The sequence below is a fragment of the Bacteroides sp. AM07-18 genome (genome assembly GCF_003602695.1).
Taxonomy (GTDB): domain Bacteria; phylum Bacteroidota; class Bacteroidia; order Bacteroidales; family Bacteroidaceae; genus Bacteroides; species Bacteroides uniformis.
In genome coordinates this window covers 163,061-183,945 of record NZ_QTLM01000002.1, presented here as the reverse complement: position 1 = coordinate 183,945, position 20,885 = coordinate 163,061, and the positions used below count along the sequence as shown (strand labels likewise).

Genomic DNA, 20,885 nt, shown 5'->3' with positions numbered 1-20,885 from the left:
TATAAGGCGCAAAAATAAATCTTTTTATTCTATTTCTCACCAATATTAGTCAATAATTACATTGAAAGATAGGCTTATAGGATATTTTAAGTTTATCCGTTCACGCGTTTGTAATCTTCAAGGAACTTCCTCAGACCGGAATCGGTCAGCGGATGATTAAGTAAACCCTTAATGGCCGAAAGCGGACAAGTAGCCACATCAGCACCCACCTCTATACACTGCATGATATGTGCCGTATGACGGATAGAGGCGGCAAGTACCTGGGTGGTATATCCATAATAACGGTACATCTCTACAATCTTCGCAACCAATGCAATGCCATCCTCACAGATATCATCGAGACGCCCCACAAACGGAGAAACATACGTTGCACCTGCCTTGGCTGCAAGCAATGCCTGACCGACAGAAAATACCAGAGTACAATTTGTACGGATACCTTTGCCCGAGAAGTATTTAACGGCCTTGATACCTTCTGCAATGCAAGGCACCTTCACTACGATATGCGGATTCAAGGCTGCCAATTCTTCACCCTCTTTAATCATGCCTTCATAGTCGGTGGCTATCACCTCGGCACTTACATCGCCTTGCACAATATTACAGATGTCCACATAGTGCTTACGCTGGTTCTCCACTCCTTTGATACCTTCTTTTGCCATAAGCGAAGGATTAGTGGTAACTCCGTCGAGTACGCCCAAGTCATAGGCCTCCCGAATCTGTTCCAAATTTGCCGTATCAATAAAAAACTTCATGATATAAATGTTTAGATGGTTGATATTACAAATATAACGATTTACATCATAAATGGTTCCCGCTAGTCCTTTATTATCTTTCCCTGACGCAATATTATTCGGTCAGCGGTTTCGCTTCAAGAATAAACGGTTAGTAATTGTTTGCGGCAATTCATTCTCATAGTGGGTTACCATAATCATCGTTTTATCCCGACGATGGCAGAATGCCTCTATTATCTTCTTGACCCGACGGCGGTTGTATGTATCGAGTCCATGAAGCGGTTCATCCAATATCAGCAGTTCCGGGTCCTTGACAAAAGCACGAGCCAATAATGCCAGACGCTGTTCTCCACTGGAGAGTTGCAGAAAAGGCTTGTCTTTCAAGGCTGCAATACCGAAAATATCCATCCACCACTCGCATACCGACATCTGTTCGGCATGAGGACGTTTATACAATCCGATGCTGTCGTGCAGACCGGAAGCGACAATCTCTATGGCAGGCAGATTCTTCAGATAAGCACGATGCATTTCCGGACTGACATAACCGATGTGTTTCTTGATTTCCCAAATACTCTCCCCCGTTCCGCGCTTCCGTCCGAAAAGACTGATATCGCAGGCGTATGACTGCGGATTATCCGCACAAACCAAACTAAGCAAGGTAGACTTGCCAGCACCGTTCTCGCCACTCAGCGCCCACTTCTCACCACGCATCACTGTCCAATCCAGCTCCTTCAGAATGGTACGGTCATCGTAACGGATGCTAACCCCGTTCAATTTCACCACTTCGTCCGAAGTGAAATTCGCATGTTCGTAGGGCAAATCGAGAATACGCCGCTGCAATTCCTCCAACGCTCCGGCCTCTTCCTGAATACGCATCTGATTGCCCGCACAGAATGCCTGCACATACTCCTCACGTTCCATCTTTTCGCCCACCTTCATCTCCTCTACCGGCACAACGTGTGTAACAAATGAAGGTATGTCATCCAACATGGAAAGCACAAGGACAATCTGCAACTCGCCCAGCCGGGTAAGCCGATCCAGCAAATTAAAAAGCAGTTCACGGGTAGGCGCATCCAGCCCTATGAAAGGATTGTCCATGATAAGAATTCGGGGAACAGTCAGTAAAGCTTTAGTCAACTGAAACTTGCGCAGCTCCCCACTGCTGAGAAGAATGATTTTTTTGTCAAGCATCGGCTCTATGCTGAAAAGTTCAAATAGCTGCCGTCTCAAGGCATCGTCTTTTACCTCTCCCAGCACTTCGCGTACTAGCGGAGCATCCTCTTGGTCGTGGGCATTCCAACGCTGTTGATAGTAATAATTGGCATCGGCAGAACCGTAAGTATCACGGAAGGCAATGTATTTGATATTGTCATAGGCAGTTTTCGTGAGGGAGGGAGAGAAATCATAGGTAAGCTCACCATCACGCAAAGGATACTTTCCCGTCAGCATATCCACCAGGAGGCTCTTTCCGGCTCCGTTCGGTCCTACAATGGCAATGTGTTCTCCTGCCAGGAAATCAAGAGTGACAGGCTCTGTCAAACGAACAAGCGGGTTGCGTACTACGCCCCCCGCTATGTGTATTGTATGTTGCTGCATCATCCAATCATCATTTATACATAATCAGTGCCGATTGGGCCGGAACAACAACTTCGGGGCCGTACAGTGTGCCCAAACCTTGTTCATTGATAAAGCCATCCTTGCAGACCACTGTATATTTACCTTCGGGTACGGTAAGTTTGGCAGGCTCCTTACGGGCATTCAAGACTACTATAATATCTCCCCATGCATCACCGTTGGCATTTTCTTTCAGACGGTAAACCACCACATTGCTGCCGTCAACCGGTAGAAATTCCAAATGCTTACGCACCAAATCCGCATCACCCATACGGAAAGCCGGATGCTTCTTACGAAGCTGTATCAAACCTTTATAATAAGCAAATACATCTGCATGCTCCGCCTTTCGTCTCCAATCAATCGCATTGATGGAATCGGGACTCTCAAAACTATTGTGTACTCCCTTCTTGTCACGCATCACTTCCTCACCGGCATAAATAAACGGTACACCTTGGGAAGTGAATACGGCTGTTTGCGCCAGTTTGTCAAGCTTTGCCAATTCTACGGGAGTAATACCCGGGATACTTGCTTTCAGCCTATCCACCAAGCACATATCATCATGGCAGGAAACATAGCTGATCATCTGTGTAGGTTGTTCCGCCCACGGAGCCTTACTATAATTCACAGAGTCATTATTTACTTGCGGATGCCTGATGGCTCCTACAATACCAAACTTTATGCTCTCCTCTCCTCCCGGCAATCCGGCAAGGAAAGCACCTTGATGATTGTCATTGAACGGACCGCGCAAAGCATCACGCATTTCGTCAGAGAAAGCAGCAACACCCGGCATCTTATAAGTATTGGCTTTCATTGCCAGAGAATCTTCCGCCATCTGTGGAGCCGATGCCGCCCATCCTTCACCATATATAAATATAGTCGGATCTACAGACGTTGCCGCCTTACGGATTTCGTTCATTGTCTCGATGTCATGGATACCCATCAAGTCAAAACGGAATCCGTCAATGTGATATTCATTAATCCAATGTAATACAGACTCTATCATGTATTTACGCATCATCGGACGGTTGCTGGCAGTTTCATTGCCACAAGCCGAACCGTCTGCATACGTTCCGTCCGGTCGCTGACGGTAAAAGTATCCCGGCACTGTACGTTCAAAATTACTGTCGGATGTATTGAAAGTATGGTTATACACCACATCCAGAACAACACGGATACCTGCTTTGTGCAGAGCCTGCACCATCTGCTTGAATTCCCGGATACGAACATCCGGTTTGTAGGGGTCGGTAGAATAAGAGCCGTCAGGCACATTGTAGTTCTGCGGATCATATCCCCAATTATACTTGTTCTCGTCCAGCCTTGTCTCATCAACGGAGGCATAGTCATAAGACGGAAGGAGATGTACATGTGTCACTCCCAATTCTTTCAGATGGTCAATGCCGGTTGCCAGCTTGTCGGGACTTACCGTTCCTTGTTCTGTCAATGCCAGGAACTTTCCTTTATGCTCAATACCCGACGACGGGTCGATGGACATATCACGATGGTGCATTTCATAAAGAATCACATCGGCAGGAGAGGCCAATGCCGGACGTTTATCATCTGCCCATCCTTCGGGGTCCGTGGATTTCATGTCGATGATGGCGGCACGCTTTCCATTCACCCCTACAGCTTTGGCATTGATACCCGGAGTGTCCCCCAACCACTTATCATTGATTTTCACATTGAATGTGTAGAATTTACCTATCAAGTCCTTTTCAACTTTAGTTTTCCAAGTTCCTTCTTCAGAGGATTCCATTGAAATAGTTTCATAGGCATGCCCTCCGTCTCCTGCTTCGAACAACATCAGGCGAACTTCATCCGCCGTAGGTGCCCACAATGTGAATTGCGTGGCAGCAGGTGTATATTCCATCTCTGTCAGACTACCCGAACGGACAGGGTAAAGTTCGTACGAAGCATACTCCGTCTTCGCGGGAGTGCAGCTTACAACCGTCGTTGCAGCCACTCCAATGATAGCAAGTTCATTCAATTTCATGATATTATTTTTAGATTCTACATTTCAATTCTTATCACTTCTTCACCTTATCCGGATTTTTGGCAATAAAGTCTTTCCAGCCATGATAGCCTTTCTCCACCGTGGGACGCCCCATCTGCAGAAAGTGACAATAGGCAGCAGCAAGCCCGTCCGTTGCATCCATAAAAGTAGGCATATCCTCTTTAGGAAAATGCAGCATACGCTGCAACATGTCCGCCACCTGTTCCTTGGATGCCTGTCCGTTTCCGGTGATGGCCATCTTTATTTTTAAAGGAGCATATTCCGTAATGGGAATATCCCTGCTCAAAGCAGCTGCCATTGCTACGCCTTGCGCACGCCCCAACTTCAACATGGACTGTACATTCTTTCCGAAGAAAGGGGCCTCAATAGCGAGCTCGTCAGGCAAATAACTCTCTATGATACTCAGTACCCGTTCATGAATATGACGTAACTTCAGATAGTGGTCTCCAAATTTGCGGAGGTCGATAATTCCCATGGCTATCATTTCCGGCTTGACACCTGCCACACGCAATACTCCATACCCCATAATGGTGGTACCAGGGTCTATACCCAATATTATTTTCTCTTTGACCGGTTGTATCACACTATCACCTCCATCAATGTAGGAAAGCCAATCACTTTATCTTTAAAGATATTCAGTAATTCCTCGTTCAGTTTCACTCCTTGCTCTTGATGCCAACGATGCAGTTTGGCAGAGTTTTCTACCTCAAACTGAACAGAATAGCAGATGCTTCCTTCCTCAATATGACTCAAGATACGGGCTATACGTGGAGCATACAATGTTCCGTTCTTTTCTACCTCAGGAAGATAGTGTTCCTGCATCCATATCAGGAAGTTTTTGTCTTCTCCTTCCTCTACATGATAAGTGGTATTATATATCAGCATAACTTATTTTTTCAAATTCTTTCGCAAACATAGCAATTATTTCAGAATAATGCATTATATTTGCACCATCAAAAACGAAAGCAAGCCTGCAAACGTTGGCAACGGGGCGTTAGCTCATCTGGCTAGAGCGCGACACTGGCAGTGTCGAGGTGATGAGTTCGAGTCTCATACGCTCCACAAAAATTAAAACGGTTAGATTAGTCTAATCGTTTTTTTTGTACGCATTAACGAGCTATAAATTTACATATAGTCCATTTTCATTCGACAACTCATGAAAGAAGCTTTTACACGCAAGTCATTACTTATTTTAGGACGTGGCATAGGGCAAGTCATGTTCCAAAACAATGCATTGTCCGGATTATTGATGTTAATTGGAATCTTTTTGAATTCATGGCAAATGGGCCTATTGGCTGTAAGTGGCAACATAATAAGTACATCGACAGGCCGTATCTCAGGATATGACCGTGATGATATAAAAAATGGATTATATGGTTTTAACGGTACACTGGTAGGAATAGCCGTAGGGGTCTTTATGCTTCTGACTGTAAGTTCCTTGATGCTGATGGCTATTGCCTCGTGTGCATCTACCTACATTGCACGGTTTTTCAACATGCAACGCGTGTTGCCCGGATTCACTACCCCTTTTATCCTTTCTGTATGGATGCTGCTGGGATTGTGCAGTTGGCTGATGCCTGACATGCTACTCGTCTCTGATACAGAAACACCCGCTTCTTCCTCCATAAATTACTTACAATGTTTCAGTATGGGCATAGGCCAGGTGATGTTTCAAGGAAACATGATGACCGGACTATTTTTCCTTGCAGGCATTCTCGTGAATTCCCGGAATGCAGCAGTATATACCATATTGGGAGCACTTCTCCCCCTCCTCCTAGCCACATTATTGGGAGTGGATTCCGAAGCTTTGAATATGGGTCTGATGGGATATAATGGCGTATTGTGTGCCCTTGCTTTAGGAGGTAAAAGCTGGATGAGCTGTATATGGGCTGCATGTTCCGTTTTACTCTCTGTTGTATTGCAAATTGTGGGAATGAATTGGGGAATTATTACATTGACCGCACCTTTCGTTCTCTCCGTATGGCTGACAATGGGAATAAAAAATCTCTATCTCTTTTTCAAATTAGGCAGAAGGCAAGCCACCAACCCCAGTAAAGGCATAAAGGCACATACATTATAAACAGCCTCTATACCATACTTATCTGCCATACCTCCCAATACAGCCGAAGCGATACCGGCAATTCCAAAAGCGAAACCAAAAAACAACCCGGAAATCAAACCCAGCTTATTGGGTAGCAATTCCTGGGCGTACAGCAATATGGCAGGAAAAGCGGAAGAAAGCATCAGACCGACACAGAAGCTCAGCACTACTGTCCATGCAAGCCCTACGTGAGGCATCATCATACTAAATGGAGCCGTTCCAAGAATGGAAGCCCAGATGACATATTTACGTCCTACCCTGTCACCTACGGGACCTCCCACCAATGTTCCGATGGCAGTGGCTACCAGGAAGACAAACAAGAAAAGCTGTGAAGCCTGAACAGTAACACCAAATTTATGGATCAGATAGAATGTATAGTAGCTCGTCAAACTTGCCATATAGATATATTTGGAGAAGATAAGTATCAGCAGAATACTTATGGCAAACACCGTCATCTTTGAGGAAAGAGGGCGTTCTATCTTTCCTGCCACAAGCATCGGGCGTTTCTTGATGTGGTTCAAGTAGGAACGGAACCAACGACATATAGGAATCATCACCACGATGGCAATCAAGGCAAAAACCATGAACAAGGCAATGTGATGCCTCCCGTAAGGAGCTACCAGCAAAGCCACCAGTAACGGTCCAAGCGAGCCACCCAAATTCCCGCCCACCTGAAATAGAGACTGCGCCAGTCCGCGTTTTCCGCCGGAAGCCAGAAAAGTAATACGTGACGCCTCCGGATGGAGTACAGACGAACCGATACCCACAATGAATACCGAAGCCAGCAACCAATACAGATTAGTAGCAAAAGCCAGATTCATGATACCGACCAAAGTAAAGCCCATACCTATCGGCAATGACCAGGCAATGGGGCGCTTATCAAAGAACAATCCCATTAGAGGCTGAAACACGGACGCCGACATCTGATACACCAACGTAATCAGACCAATCTGGGCAAAACTCAAGGATAAATCCTCCTTGAACAAAGGGTATACTGCCGAAATAACCGATTGCAGCATATCGTTCAAACAATGCGAAATACTCAATGCTATAAGAATAGGAAAAGCAATTCTACGGATAGGAGGTCTCTGATTCTGTATCATCTTATACTGTCTATTACAAAAAACGGTGCAAAGGTACGTAAAAAATACATATCCAATCCACATAAAGACAAAACTCCCCGATTCTCGTCAATACAGAATCGGGGAGTTTTATCTTTATCAGTTCAGCAATCCCGGATTGGCTTCTATGGCTTCTTTCGGAATGGCCAATGTATAGCGGGCATCATTCTCTTCGAGTACATAACGCGTACCATCAAGCACTTTCTCCAAACGCGGACGGGTGGAACGACGAAGGTCAAACCAGCGATGTCCTTCAAAAGCAAGTTCACGGGCACGTTCATCTAATATTTCCTGTACCAACGCTTCCTTATCCATGGCATTGACAACAACGGATTTCGCTTCGTAGGCCTCCGGTGCATAACGTTTCCGCATCAGTTCCAGCAGGCGAGTACGTGCTTGAGACAGTTCTCCAAGTCGGGCAGCAGCCTCAGCAGCCGTCAGATATATTTCACCCACACGGAAAGTACACAAGTAGTTATTGCTTCCCGCCTTCTTATTCTTCCGGAAACCTTTTTCATCCGTTTCAGCAAAATATTTGTCCAGCCGAAGGTCGTTCTCAGCATAAAGGGAGAGAAAAACCGGAGTAGCCAGAGCAGCCCCATTGATTGTACTGCTCAGAGGTGTCTCCAGTGGAGTAATATTTTCCACGGAATTATAACTGTTAGGAAGAGTTGCAGCGGCATCATTCAAATCTACCAATACAGACTTCACGGCAAGCACTGCCTCAGCAGCATCCCAAGCCGCCTGCCACTCGCCCTTATAAAGGGATACGCGTGATTGAAACGCCTCTACCGAAGCCGCATTGAAACGATATGAATATCTCTGTTCCCATTCTGCCTTCATGACCAGCTTGCGTGCCTCGTCAATATCTGCTTGGATGGAAGTATAAACTTCTTCCACCGTATTGCGTTTCAGGACTTTCTCTAAATCCGTATCCAATTTCAGCGGTACCGATTTGGTATCCAAAGCTCCCTCCTTAGTATAGGGCTGTCCATAAAGATTTACCAATAAGAAATGTACATAAGCACGGAGCATATACGCTTCTCCTACAAGCTGATTTATCTCTTCCTCAGTGCCTTCCTTAATATCACTTCTGCTCTCAATAACGTGATTGGCAATAAAAAGCACATTGTAATACTTGGCCCATTCAAACGATGAGGTATAGGCATTGGGAGCAAGGTCGTTCCAGCGCTCTATATCCATATAATAATTTTGGTCATATTCATTATCCCGAACCTGCATCTCGTCGGAACGGAAACAAGCCATTCCCCGGTCACTGAATTTACTCACGTCCTTATAAGAACGGGCAAGCAACGCTCTATACTCAGCCAAAGAATTGGGAATGACACTACCGGTAGGCTGTATATCCAGATAGTTGTCGCATGCCGCAAGCAGAAGCATGCAGGCCATTATCATCAGACTTATTGTTTTCTTCATTTTCTTTCTGCTTTTGAAGTTAGAAATTCAAGTTCAAACTGAATGTAACCGACTTGGGTACGGGAGTTGCATAAGGATTGTACATCGACTCCGGATCCATGTAGTTATTATATCCCGAACCAAACACGAAGAGATTGCGTCCTTCAATAGATACCGTTGCCGAGTTCATTCCCAAACGCTTTGTCAGGAGCTCAGGGATACGGTAACCCAGACGCAGATTCTGCAAACGTACGTAGTTCAGCTTCTTCACCCAGATATCCAAATCTCTCCAGATGGTTTTAGAATCATACCAGGAGTACTCTTCCGGGTTGGAAGCACTCAGCATAAATGCCGGAAGCTCCGCATTCGGGTTTTCCGGAGTCCAGCGGTTCAGCACATCCGCATTATAGTTCTTGCCATAATCCGGATTGATGATGTCATAAGAGGGTTGCGTACGTACATACCCGCCAAACGTCAAAGAGAAATTGACATTCAGCTCCCAGTTTTTATAGCTGAAGGTATTAATCAAACCTCCCGTATAAGGAGCATCGCTACTCCCGATATACGAATAAAAGGTTCTCTCTTCGGCTGCAGTTACATCGGAAGAGGCAATACCTATCCCCCACTCGTCCTTCAGGCGGTAAAGCTCCTTCAAGGTCACTTTCTCTCCCTCCGGATTATAGAACATCATATTACCGGTTTCCTTATTCACTCCCGCAGTCTTCAGTGCGAAAATTGCCCCTACGGGATAGCCTTCACGTCCCGGAGTGGTCTGCTGCTCCGGTATGTTTTCCTGCAATACCTTATTACCGTTATAGGCAAAATTGAAATTTGTGTACCAGGAGAAGTTCTTTGTCGTTATGTTACGGGTAGACAAGCTGATTTCCACACCTTTGTTCTCCATACTTGCCCAGTTGACGTTCATCGAAGTAAAGCCCGTCTCCAGAGGAAGCATGCGCAAAGCTATCAAATCGGTACCCTTACGGTAATAATAGTCCACGCTCAGATTGATAGCCTGGTTCAATACAGAAAAATCAAAGCCGGCATTGACAGACTGCGTCTTTTCCCAACGCAACTTCTTGTTGGGAGCGGAATTAATGATAATTACATCTTCCGATACTCCGGGCAAAATACTCTCCGACCGATATGTACCCAGCAGGAACGGAGAAGTATTCTTGTCAATATTTCCCTGCAGACCGTAAGATGCACGGAACACCAGGTTATCCACCCACTTGGCCTGCTGCATAAACGGTTCTTGCGACAGACGCCACAAGGCACTGACAGAATAAAGAGGAAGATAGCGGTACTTCTTATCCACACCGAAAAGATCGGAACCGTCAAAACGGATACTTCCTCCCACCGTGTAGCGATTCAATAAAGAGTAGGAGGCCGTAGAGTAGAAAGATACATAAGCATTCTCCTTATACGTCGTCTGATGGAGCGGGAAAGACGTGGCGTAACTTTCGTTGGGGAAAATCACCGGTTTGGTCGTCAACGTCTTGCGGTCGAAGCCATACCCTGCCGAAAACAAGGTTTCATACCAGGTCTTGCGCAGCTCGGTACCCGCCATCACTTCCAGTTCATGAATATCATTGAAACTGTCGCGATATTCTCCCATCGCCTTCCAAGTAATCTGTGAATTGGAGTTTTCATAAGACTTCTGCATACCTCCTTCGGGCAGGAAGTGTTTGGTTTCTCCGCCCTGGGAGTATTCGCTCAACTTATAGTAATAGCGCATGGCATAGCTTTCCCAGTCCGCTATTTCTTCTCTGGAAGTCTTTTCCAACTGATAGCCAAACTGGGAAGTCAGCTTCCACTTGTCATTGAACCGTAGCTCCGCATCAAATATAGATGAAAAAGAATTCACCACGCTTTCATTAGACGTGTTCTGCCGTTCTTCAAAGATGTTGAATCCTAAATCCTTATCAGTGTTGTTCTGAATATCGTAGTCGTAATTATAGTTGCCATTCTTGTCATAAAGTTCAAAATACGGATTAGCCTTGCGTGAATAGAACACGGGATTCGACATACCGTATGCATCTGTCAAGTAATTGGTATTTTTGCGACGGTTGGCAAACATGGAGGCACCCACTTTCAGTATACTGTTCACCTTATAGGAAGTCTTTCCTACCAAGTTGAAACGGTCCATACCCACACCGTCCACATTTCCATCCTCTTTATAATAGCCGAAAGAGGTATAATACGTAACCCTTTCCGTACCGCCGGAAAGGCTCAAGTTATATTCCTGGCTGAAAGCATCGCGGAAAAGGATATCTCCCCAGTTTGTATTAACACTCTTCAAACGGTTGATGGCAGCTTGTGTATCACTGCTCAAGGCATCCCATCCTCCATTCTGGAAAGCAGACAACTCATTGTAATTGGAAAGAATATTATATACGCCTCCTTTATGATTGTCCGGAGAATAGTTATTACGGATCATATCCATTTCCAATCCGACTTTCTCCGCTGAGTTCAGCAAGTTCAACCGGTCAAGGCTCAATGTAGGAGTATAGGTAAACCGGGACGAGAAACTGATAACCGGTTTACCGACCTTACCCTTCTTTGTTGTAATCACAATGACGCCATTGGCTGCCCTCGCACCATAGATGGCAGTGGCTGCCGCATCCTTCAGAATGGTGATATTCTCAATATCAGCCGGATTCAAGCCTGCAATGGAAGATTGCTTCATGTTGGTTATGTCATTCAGCTCATCCGGTTCGGGAACATCCGTTCCCTCCAAAGGAATGCCGTCCAGCACCCACAAAGGGTCTTGTGTACCATTCAATGAAGCGGTACCGCGAATGCGTATCTTTGCCGGAGCACCCGGAGCACCGGAAGTCGGGCTGACAGAAAGTCCGGCAATTTGTCCGGCAAGTGCCTGGTCGATACTTTTTACTGCACCGATGGTCTCGTCCGATATATCCAGTTTGGATACCGCTGCCGTCAGCTTGCGGCGCTCCACTGTCTGGTAACCCGTCACAACGACGGCATCGAGCATTTGGGAAGATGCATGAAGTGTTATTTCATAATGTTCCTTTCCCGGAACAAGCTTCACTTCCAATACGTCATATCCCACGTAGCTACAAAAGAAACGGGTTATCCCCGCAGGTATAGCGATAGAGAACTGACCATCCACATCAGTGATGACCCCCATTGTAGTCTGAGCACTCCCCGCCTTTTTCAAGTCTTCCGCAGTCACATAAACGGAAGCACCGATAAGCGGTAGGTTATCCTCTGAAGATATTACTACGCCCTGGACTTTTTTCTCTGCAGCAAAAGCAGATGACAAAGCTCCTACAAAGCATAGCAAAACGATTAATACACGTTTTTTCATGCGTTACATATAAAATTAATTAATACTCTATTGAAAAGAAAAATCACTTTACTCCTAATGCAGTATTGATACGCAAAATCAAATCCTTATAATGATATTTAGTGGCTATATCCGATGCACCCAGACGATTTTGGAGCAATTCTTTGATGCGAAGCAACTCACCACGCTTCACGGAGATGACATCAGATACGCGGTTTATCTGCGAACCGTAGAAGTTCAGTTCGCGGTGTGCACCCATACGGTCGGCATCCAAAGTCTTACCGGCATGCTCGTCACAGCTGCAAAGGGCAGTCTGATGGTCCAGCAAGAAGTGGTTGTCCATCAGTTTTTTGTTTATTTTCACTCCTTCGCTTTCGGCAGCTGCTGTAATCAGTGCATCTACGAAGTTCTTCTGCAAGGCGCGTGTCATGACGTCCGGCAAGGCACCGCGTTCCGTAGTGGCAAAGATGTTGCGATGCAGGCCATCCATCAGCTCTACCACCGTGAAAGCCTTTTTGCCGTTCACCGATTCGTTCTCCAACATACGCATCAGGCGGTTGTTGCCCAGCAAATCCCAAAGGATATAGGATTGGGCATTCTTCAACACTTGTGTCGGTGCATTCTCCACTACGCCCAGTGGAGTGTTGCGCAGCAAGTAAGTGTACTCTCCAACTTCCGTGTCGAACAGCCATTTGGGATAGGTCAGCACTTCGTCCAGCAGAAACTTCAGGGCGGCTTGCTGCTTTTCTTTTTCTACGAAAGTATAGGTTTTCTGTCCGTCGCCCACAACGGTGTTTTCTATATAGATACCACCGATGTTTGCCAATACATGATAGAGGTAATTGTTCCATTGGTTGATAACCGCATAGTATAGGCGGGAAGCTTCTTCATAAGTCTGTCCTTTCTCGCCAGTAGTAGTCCATTGGATGATTTGAGGAACAATACGCTTCAAGTTCTCAATACCCAGCAGAGATGAGCGGACAGCATCATCGCCCAAATCTTCATTCTGCGCACGCGGGTCTACGGCATCACGTACATCCTGCGCCTCACTATATTTATATAAACGGTCTGTATGACGGCTCAGGAAGTCGGCAAGCAAGTCCTTCTCTGCCTCTGGGGTTTCTTTACCATACCAACGATAGCCGTATTCTATGGCAAACATATCATACGGACCGATATGGGGAGAAAGCGCCGTAACACCGTCACCCGGCTGTGCCACATAGTTGAAACGTGCATAGTCCATGATAGAGGAGGAAGTGGTATTCATACGATCCGTAAATGTTTTGGAACGCAGGGAATCTGTCGGAAAAGTCCAGGAAGCAATCATATTGTGGCGCAAGCCCAACGAGTGCCCCACCTCATGGCATGCCACAAAACGCATGGCATCACCCATCAGTTCATCCGGCAGCCTTACTCCTCTTGCTTCGGGACGTACGACACCGGTTTGCACTGTAATCCATTCCTGGAGCATGCCCAGCACATTATGCCACCACATGATGTCCGCTTCCAATATCTCGCCCGAACGGGGGTCGAGGATAGAGGGGCCCATGGCATTGGCTTTGGTGGAGGCGGCGTAGGTCAGCACGGAGTAGTTCACGTCATCCTTATCCACATTCATGCTGTCCGTCAGTTCCTTGGCTATGATAGCATTCTTGAATCCGGCACGTTCAAAAGCAGCCTGCCAATCCTCGATTCCCTGCTTGATATATTTCCGCCAACGACGGGGAGTGGAGTTCTCGATGTAGAACACAATCGGCTTGGCCGGTTCCACCAATTCACCGCGAAGGTAACGCTCCCGGTCTTCCGGTTTCGGTTCCAGACGCCAGCGGGTGATGAAGGGTTTCTTGTCTACACGCTGCTGACCGTCACTGTAATTCAACAACGGATTGGTAAAGTAACCTACGCGCGGACTATCCAGACGTCCCATCATAGGTTTCTCCGGCAACAGCAACAGAGAGGAACTGACTTCGACCGTAACAAACACAGTCGTTGTTCCCTCGGTCACCTTAGTTGTCAACTCGGAAGTGGCTACCACATTGTTCTCAAAAGCTTTGATAGATAAAATGCGGGAGAGATTCTTGATGGCCGAAGTTCCCAGGTTGATATTCGTAAAGACATTATTGATACTCGTCTCTGTACCATCATAAATATCGTTGACCTTGACCACTATCATGGTAGAGTCATTATTGAATGCCTCAATCTTGAAACCGGCTATCAGCGGAGAAATATAATTATCCAGTACGGACTGCCGTATGGCATCCTCATCCGGCGCCAACGGAAGAGGACGGCTCTGACGTACCAACAGCTTGTTGGCAGCCTTGTCCAATTCAAAACGCACCATCTGATTTTCGTAATTCGTACCACGGTTCACACCTGCCTCATTCAGTTCGGAAGGAACACGCTGTAATTTATTTACTACCAGCATATCACGTCCCAGCAGCCTTGCCGGCACTTCAAAGTAATAATCGCTCTTCTTCTGGTAAACATTGAACATTCCCTTGCGGGCAATAGCACCGGAACCTGTCAATTTCTCGTAGTCGCTCTTGGATTGAACGCTGTCCTTGGTTTCACTCTTCTTTTTCTTACGGAACCATCCCATAGCTTCGGGAGAAGCAAAATCAGATGTACCGGCATGCAACAATACGGCAGGCTCACACATGAGTACTCCCGCAACTGCCACGACTGGCAGGATTGTCTTCAATTTCATCAATTCAAACTCTAACTTTAATGCAACAATTACTCCGTTAACTCTCTCTCTTTGACGTATGTTAATAAATACCAACCGCCAGTTTGTTCTACCTCCATAGAACGGTAAACGGGGCGCAAAGATACGAAAAGTATATTTTAAAAGTCACTAAACAACGCTCATTTATGTTTTTTCCATAAACAATATGAAGACTTTTACATATATATCATCTTTTCTCCCATCCTCTATCATTTCTTCTTCACATGAAATTTTGTACCACTGACACCAAATAATCTTCCCCAATTGGCGGCAAAACAATGATAATATTGTATCTTTGCACCGTTTTTAACTTAGAAAATAAATAAGATAACAACGATATGATAGCTAAAATCAATCAGCTTCTGCAGGAAGTAGAGGCGCTGAAAGCCGCTAACGCCGAGGAATTAGAGGCACTCCGCATCAAATACCTCAGTAAAAAAGGAGCCATCAATGACTTAATGGCAGATTTCCGCAATGTAGCCGCCGAACAGAAAAAAGAGGTGGGAATGCGCTTGAACGAACTGAAAAACAAAGCACAAGAAAAGATTGCCGCCTTGAAGGAACAATTCGAAAGCCAGGATACCGGCTGTGACGATATTGACTTGACCCGTTCAGCCTACCCGGTAGAATTAGGAACTCGCCATCCGCTTTCCATCGTGAGAAACGAAATCATCGATATATTTGCCCGTATGGGATTCAACATCGCCGACGGACCGGAAATGGAAGACGACTGGCACGTATTCTCCTCCATGAATTTTGCCGAAGACCATCCGGCACGCGACATGCAGGATACATTCTTCATCGAAAATGATACAGAAAACGTATCGCACAGCATCATTCTTCGCACACACACATCCAGCGTGCAAAGCCGTGTTATGGAGACTACACAGCCTCCTATCCGCGTGCTTTGTCCGGGACGTGTATACCGTAATGAAGCCATCAGCTACCGCGCACACGCATTCTTCCACCAAGTAGAAGCCTTGTACGTAGACCGCAATGTATCTTTCACCGACTTGAAGCAGGCTTTATTGCTCTTTGCGCAAGAGATGTTCGGCAGTGACACCAAGATTCGTCTGCGTCCTTCCTACTTCCCCTTCACCGAGCCGAGTGCCGAAATGGACATCAGCTGCAACATCTGCGGCGGCAAGGGCTGCCCCTTCTGCAAGCACACGGGTTGGGTAGAAATTTTGGGATGCGGTATGGTAGATCCGAATGTATTGGAGCTGAACGGAATAGACAGTAAAGTGTATAGCGGGTATGCCCTGGGTATGGGTATAGAACGCATCACCAACTTGAAATACCAGGTGAAAGACCTTCGTATGTTCTCTGAAAATGACACACGCTTCCTGAAAGAATTCGAGAGCGCTTACTAAATATAGTGAATAACGGCTAGTGATTAGTGATTAATAAGTTGCGCATTTTCAGCATATCATTAATCACTCATCGCTAACCACTCATCGCTAACCACTATTTTTCGCTATGGCAAAAGACAAACTTGTAACTTCCGGCTATTGCCTTATCCTGGCTGCCAATTTCCTTTTGTATTTTGCCTTTTATCTGATACTACCGGTTCTTCCATTCTACCTGACTGAGGTATTCCATACCGGAAATGCAGCAGTAGGTGTCATCTTGTCATGCTACACCATTGCCTCGCTCTGCATACGCCCGTTTTCGGGATACCTGCTCGACACGCTAGCCCGCAAGCCTCTTTATCTGGTGGCATACTTCGTCTTTATCACCATTTTCGCAGGTTACATGTTAGCGGGAGTCCTATCTTTATTCATCATGTTGCGGGTTGTCCACGGCCTTGCATTTGGAATGGTGACCGTAGCGGGAAATACAATTGTGATTGACATTACCCCTTCGTCCCGTCGCGGCGAAGCCGTAGGATATTATGGACTGATGAACAATACAGCCATGAGCTTCGGCCCGATGATTGGTCTTTTCATGCATGACATATATTCCTTTGAAACGATTTTTGCCTGCTCGCTCATATCAGGAACTATCGGTTTTGTTGCCGCATGCCTCGTCAAGACCCCACCCAAACAACCAGTCAAACGAGAACCTATCTCATTGGACCGCTTTGTGCTGCTGAAAGGTATCCCGGCAGGAATCGCACTGCTATTGCTCTCCATACCATATGGCATGACAAGCACTTATGTAGCCATGTATGCCAAAGAAATAGGAATTACCTTGAATTCCGGATTGTTTTTTACTTTTATGGCCGTCGGCATGGCAGTGTCCCGTATGTTCTCCGGCAAACAAGTGGATAAAGGACGTATCACCCAAGTCATAACTTTAGGACTATATCTGGTATGTAGCTGTTTCTTCATATTGTCCGCTTGCGGACTACTGATGAAGACCGTCCCGGAACTGACAAACATATTGTTTTTTATGGTTGCCCTCCTATTGGGAGTAGGCTTCGGGACGATGTTCCCCGCCTTCAATACGCTGTTCGTAAACCTGGCCCCCAACAACCAGCGCGGAACAGCCACCTCTACCTACCTGACTTCATGGGATGTAGGCATTGGTATAGGTCTGACAGCAGGAGGTTATATCGCACAGATTACCTCATTCGATATGGCATATTTTTTCGGAGCCTGCCTCACGGTTATCTCCATCTTCTATTTCAATCTGAAAGTATCTCCTCACTATCATAAAAACAAATTAAGATGAGAAAGAAAGAGCGTTATGAAAAAATCCTTGCTTGGTTTAGGGAGAACGTTCCCGTAGCCGAAACAGAGTTGCATTATGACAATCCGTTCGAGCTGTTGATAGCAGTTATTCTCTCTGCACAATGTACGGACAAACGCGTCAATATGATTACCCCCGCCCTTTACCGGGACTTCCCTACTCCCGAAGCACTCGCCGCTACTACTCCCGACGTGGTATACGAGTATATCCGCAGCGTCTCCTATCCCAACAACAAAGCTAAACATCTTGTAGGCATGGCACAGATGTTGGTGAAAGAATTCAACAGTGAGGTACCCGATACCCTTGAAGAACTGGTAAAACTGCCCGGCGTAGGCCGCAAAACAGCCAATGTCATCCAATCCGTTGTTTTCAATAAAGCGGCTATGGCAGTAGACACACACGTGTTCCGCGTCAGCCATCGCCTGGGTCTCGTATCAGATAAATGTACAACTCCGTTCAGTGTCGAAAAAGAATTGGTAAAACATATACCGGAAACAGACATCCCCATAGCTCACCACTGGCTTATCCTGCACGGTCGCTATGTATGCCAGGCACGTACTCCACAATGTGATACCTGCGGTTTGCAATTAATGTGCAAATATTACTGCCAGAAATATAAAGTTAGCAAAGAGAGCGGCAAAGACAAAGAATAAACAACGGTTTCATAGCAAAAAAAAGAAATAAATGCTAACTTTGCGCTCACTAAAAAGAAATTAGTAACACTTTTAAATAAAATAGAGTATTATGACAATTGATCAATTTAACTTTGCCGGAAAAAAGGCATTCGTTCGTGTGGACTTCAACGTACCCTTGGACGAAAACTTCAACATTACAGATGATACCCGTATGCGTGCCGCTCTTCCTACATTGAAGAAGATTTTGGCCGATGGCGGTAGTGTAATTATCGGTTCTCACCTCGGTCGTCCGAAAGGCCCGGCTGACAAGTTCTCCTTGAAGCACATTCTGAAGCATCTCGAAGAGTTGTTGGGTGTTGAGGTGCAATTTGCTAACGACTGTATGGGCGAAGAAGCTGCCGTAAAGGCTGCTGCTCTGCAACCGGGTGAAGTGTTGTTGCTCGAGAACCTCCGTTTCTACGCTGAAGAGGAAGGCAAACCCCGCGGTTTGGCTGAAGATGCTACAGACGAAGAAAAGAAGGCTGCCAAAGCTGCTGTTAAGGAAAGCCAGAAAGAATTCACCAAGAAATTGGCTTCTTATGCAGATTGCTATGTAAACGACGCTTTCGGTACCGCTCACCGTGCACACGCTTCTACTGCATTGATCGCTAAATATTTCGACAAGGACAACAAAATGTTCGGTTACCTGATGGAAAAAGAAGTAAAGGCTGTTGATAAAGTTTTGAACGATATCCAACGTCCGTTTACTGCCATCATGGGTGGTTCCAAAGTTTCTTCCAAGATTGAAATCATTGAAAACCTGCTGAACAAGGTAGACAACCTGATTATTGCCGGCGGTATGACTTATACTTTCACCAAAGCCATGGGCGGCAAAATCGGTATTTCTATCTGCGAAGATGACAAACTGGATTTGGCTCTTGACCTGGTGAAGAAAGCAAAAGAAAAAGGCGTAAACCTTGTTTTGGCTGTTGATGCCAAGATTGCCGATTCTTTCTCCAACGATGCCAACACCAAGTTCTGCCCGGTTGACGAAATTCCTGATGGCTGGGAAGGTCTTGATATCGGTCCTGAGACTGAAAAGATCTTTGCAGATGTCATCAAGAACTCCAAGACTATCCTTTGGAACGGTCCGACGGGTGTATTCGAATTCGAGAACTTCACTCACGGTTCACGCGCTGTAGGCGAAGCTATCGTAGAAGCTACCAAGAACGGTGCTTTCTCACTCGTAGGTGGCGGTGACTCTGTAGCTTGTGTCAACAAGTTCGGCTTGGCAAGCGGCGTGTCTTACGTATCTACCGGTGGCGGTGCATTGCTTGAAGCAATCGAAGGAAAAATCCTTCCGGGTATCGCTGCTATCAACGAATAAAAACAAGCAAAATAACACCCAAAGGCAGCTCTTTGAAAAAAGGGTTGCCTTTTTTACTACTATCCATCCCTATAATGAGACGAATTCTACTATCCTGCATCCTTTTATCAGCCACATGCATCCTGAAAGCACAAGATGCTTGTCTGAATGATGTAGTCAACACTTTAAAAGACCGCATTTCACTCTCCGGCTATGCCCAAGTGGGATATACATACGATGATGCGGGCGAAGGTACCAGCAATACTTTCGATATAAAGAGAGTTATCTTTATGGCGCGCGGTAAAATCACCGATAAATGGTCGGCTTACTTCATGTACAGCTTTGCCAATACCGGAAAAATTCTGGAAGCCTACACGGAATACCGCTTTCTCCCTCAACTCACAGCACGTATCGGACAGTTCAAAACCATGTATACCATTGAGAACCCGATGTCTCCCTGCTTTGTCGAATTAATAAACTGTTATTCTCAAGCCGTCAATTACCTGGCCGGTATCAATGGCAGTGATCCGTTGTATGGCTCTGCAAGCGGTCGTGATATGGGATTGTTAATTTATGGAGACTTGTTCGACTCTTTGATGACTTATAACCTTGCCATCATGAACGGACAAGGCATCAACCTAAAAGATAAAAACAATCAGAAAGATATTGTAGGCAGCCTTATGGTACATCCATTGAAATGGTTGTCCGTCGGCGGTTCCTTTGTTAAAGGGAAAGGATGCGCCGTAGCCGTTTCTTCCATTAATCCAGACATAGCCATAGGAGAGAATTACACCCGAAACCGCTGGTCGGCAGGTGCCACCATCAAAACAAAATCCGTAGATGTACGTACAGAATACTTGGCCGGAAAAGACGGACACGTTAAAAGTGACGGTTACTATGCAACCGTATCTGCCCATGTGCTTCCCAAATTTGACGTAATAGCCTCTTATGACTATTTCAACAAAAATAAAACTATTTCCGATAAACAGACCAATTATGTAGCAGGTGTACAGTATTGGTTCTATCCCAAATGCCGTCTGCAAGCCCAGTATACATACTGTAACCGCCATAAAGGAGAAAACTCAAACCTGCTTCAAGCACAGTTGCAAGTTCGTTTCTGAGCTGGGGAAATGGAAATTTATGAACTTTTTGGCATCCTTTTTGTAGTTTTATAAGATACAT

15 protein-coding genes and 1 tRNA gene are annotated in these 20,885 nt (G+C 45.8%); 7 read left to right on the top strand and 9 right to left on the bottom strand.

Annotated features, from left to right (window positions below; genetic code table 11):
- Positions 1-92: 92 nt before the first annotated feature.
- The 5 genes from fsa to DW096_RS04200 form a co-directional block, all read right to left on the bottom strand.
- Positions 93-749, bottom strand: coding sequence for a fructose-6-phosphate aldolase (fsa, locus tag DW096_RS04220; RefSeq protein WP_005835793.1), 657 nt, complete (start codon positions 747-749; stop codon positions 93-95).
- A 102-nt stretch (positions 750-851) separates the two neighbouring features.
- Entirely contained in the window at positions 852-2,324 is a 1,473-nt protein-coding gene (locus tag DW096_RS04215) for an ATP-binding cassette domain-containing protein (protein ID WP_034523364.1), read from the bottom strand.
- Between the two features lie 10 nt (positions 2,325-2,334).
- On the bottom strand, positions 2,335-4,332 hold the full coding sequence (gene pulA, locus DW096_RS04210; RefSeq protein ID WP_005835788.1) for a type I pullulanase: 1,998 nt from the start codon (positions 4,330-4,332) through the stop codon (positions 2,335-2,337).
- A 34-nt stretch (positions 4,333-4,366) separates the two neighbouring features.
- Positions 4,367-4,936, bottom strand: a complete 570-nt coding sequence (gene ruvC, locus DW096_RS04205; protein ID WP_005826381.1) for a crossover junction endodeoxyribonuclease RuvC — start codon at positions 4,934-4,936, stop codon at positions 4,367-4,369.
- Positions 4,933-5,238 carry a DUF4286 family protein gene (locus DW096_RS04200; RefSeq protein ID WP_005826379.1) on the bottom strand — a complete coding sequence of 102 codons (306 nt, stop codon included), beginning with the start codon at positions 5,236-5,238 and terminating at the stop codon, positions 4,933-4,935. The genes ruvC and DW096_RS04200 overlap by 4 nt, the downstream gene beginning before the upstream one ends.
- 103 nt (positions 5,239-5,341) lie before the next feature.
- On the opposite strand from DW096_RS04200, the gene DW096_RS04195 reads away from it, so the two are divergent.
- Positions 5,342-5,415: transfer RNA gene (locus DW096_RS04195), tRNA-Ala, on the top strand.
- A 94-nt stretch (positions 5,416-5,509) separates the two neighbouring features.
- A complete protein-coding gene (locus tag DW096_RS04190) occupies positions 5,510-6,433 on the top strand; it encodes an urea transporter (RefSeq protein ID WP_118930933.1) in 924 nt (307 codons plus the stop codon).
- On the opposite strand, the gene DW096_RS04185 is transcribed toward DW096_RS04190, so the two are convergent.
- The 4 genes from DW096_RS04185 to DW096_RS04170 all read right to left on the bottom strand — a co-directional run bounded on the left by DW096_RS04185 (position 6,361) and on the right by DW096_RS04170 (position 15,011).
- Positions 6,361-7,557: an MFS transporter gene (locus tag DW096_RS04185; RefSeq protein WP_118930934.1), complete on the bottom strand. Its 1,197-nt coding sequence runs from the start codon at positions 7,555-7,557 to the stop codon at positions 6,361-6,363. The genes DW096_RS04190 and DW096_RS04185 overlap by 73 nt on opposite strands.
- A 117-nt stretch (positions 7,558-7,674) precedes the next feature.
- On the bottom strand, positions 7,675-9,012 hold the full coding sequence (locus DW096_RS04180) for a RagB/SusD family nutrient uptake outer membrane protein (protein WP_005826376.1): 1,338 nt from the start codon (positions 9,010-9,012) through the stop codon (positions 7,675-7,677).
- Between the two features lie 19 nt (positions 9,013-9,031).
- Positions 9,032-12,325 carry a SusC/RagA family TonB-linked outer membrane protein gene (locus DW096_RS04175; RefSeq protein ID WP_016273198.1) on the bottom strand — a complete coding sequence of 1,098 codons (3,294 nt, stop codon included), beginning with the start codon at positions 12,323-12,325 and terminating at the stop codon, positions 9,032-9,034.
- Positions 12,326-12,368: 43 nt separating this feature from the next.
- Positions 12,369-15,011, bottom strand: coding sequence for a zinc-dependent metalloprotease (locus DW096_RS04170; protein WP_087332731.1), 2,643 nt, complete (start codon positions 15,009-15,011; stop codon positions 12,369-12,371).
- Between the two features lie 356 nt (positions 15,012-15,367).
- Between DW096_RS04170 and pheS the strand changes: the two genes are divergently transcribed.
- The 5 genes from pheS (at position 15,368) to DW096_RS04145 (ending at position 20,824) form a co-directional block, all read left to right on the top strand.
- On the top strand, positions 15,368-16,402 hold the full coding sequence (pheS, locus tag DW096_RS04165; RefSeq protein ID WP_016273196.1) for a phenylalanine--tRNA ligase subunit alpha: 1,035 nt from the start codon (positions 15,368-15,370) through the stop codon (positions 16,400-16,402).
- Between the two features lie 106 nt (positions 16,403-16,508).
- Positions 16,509-17,705: an MFS transporter gene (locus DW096_RS04160; RefSeq protein WP_118930935.1), complete on the top strand. Its 1,197-nt coding sequence runs from the start codon at positions 16,509-16,511 to the stop codon at positions 17,703-17,705.
- A complete protein-coding gene (gene nth, locus DW096_RS04155; protein ID WP_005826369.1) occupies positions 17,702-18,376 on the top strand; it encodes an endonuclease III in 675 nt (224 codons plus the stop codon). The genes DW096_RS04160 and nth overlap by 4 nt, the downstream gene beginning before the upstream one ends.
- Before the next feature lie 88 nt (positions 18,377-18,464).
- Positions 18,465-19,724, top strand: coding sequence for a phosphoglycerate kinase (gene pgk / locus DW096_RS04150; protein ID WP_085929901.1), 1,260 nt, complete (start codon positions 18,465-18,467; stop codon positions 19,722-19,724).
- Positions 19,725-19,798: 74 nt separating this feature from the next.
- Positions 19,799-20,824, top strand: coding sequence for a porin (locus DW096_RS04145; RefSeq protein ID WP_005826362.1), 1,026 nt, complete (start codon positions 19,799-19,801; stop codon positions 20,822-20,824).
- The last annotated feature ends 61 nt before the right edge of the window (positions 20,825-20,885 follow it).

Bases quoted from the DNA above. Each gene is read 5' to 3' on its own strand.
- fsa (WP_005835793.1), bottom strand. From the start codon at position 749: ATGAAGTTTTTTATTGATACGGCAAATTTGGAACAGATTCGGGAGGCC.
- DW096_RS04215 (WP_034523364.1), bottom strand. From the start codon at position 2,324: ATGCAGCAACATACAATACACATAGCGGGGGGCGTAGTACGCAACCCG.
- pulA (WP_005835788.1), bottom strand. From the start codon at position 4,332: ATGAAATTGAATGAACTTGCTATCATTGGAGTGGCTGCAACGACGGTT.
- DW096_RS04200 (WP_005826379.1), bottom strand. From the start codon at position 5,238: ATGCTGATATATAATACCACTTATCATGTAGAGGAAGGAGAAGACAAA.
- DW096_RS04190 (WP_118930933.1), top strand. From the start codon at position 5,510: ATGAAAGAAGCTTTTACACGCAAGTCATTACTTATTTTAGGACGTGGC.
- DW096_RS04185 (WP_118930934.1), bottom strand. From the start codon at position 7,557: ATGATACAGAATCAGAGACCTCCTATCCGTAGAATTGCTTTTCCTATT.
- DW096_RS04180 (WP_005826376.1), bottom strand. From the start codon at position 9,012: ATGAAGAAAACAATAAGTCTGATGATAATGGCCTGCATGCTTCTGCTT.
- DW096_RS04175 (WP_016273198.1), bottom strand. From the start codon at position 12,325: ATGAAAAAACGTGTATTAATCGTTTTGCTATGCTTTGTAGGAGCTTTG.
- DW096_RS04170 (WP_087332731.1), bottom strand. From the start codon at position 15,011: ATGAAATTGAAGACAATCCTGCCAGTCGTGGCAGTTGCGGGAGTACTC.
- pheS (WP_016273196.1), top strand. From the start codon at position 15,368: ATGATAGCTAAAATCAATCAGCTTCTGCAGGAAGTAGAGGCGCTGAAA.
- DW096_RS04160 (WP_118930935.1), top strand. From the start codon at position 16,509: ATGGCAAAAGACAAACTTGTAACTTCCGGCTATTGCCTTATCCTGGCT.
- nth (WP_005826369.1), top strand. From the start codon at position 17,702: ATGAGAAAGAAAGAGCGTTATGAAAAAATCCTTGCTTGGTTTAGGGAG.
- DW096_RS04145 (WP_005826362.1), top strand. From the start codon at position 19,799: ATGAGACGAATTCTACTATCCTGCATCCTTTTATCAGCCACATGCATC.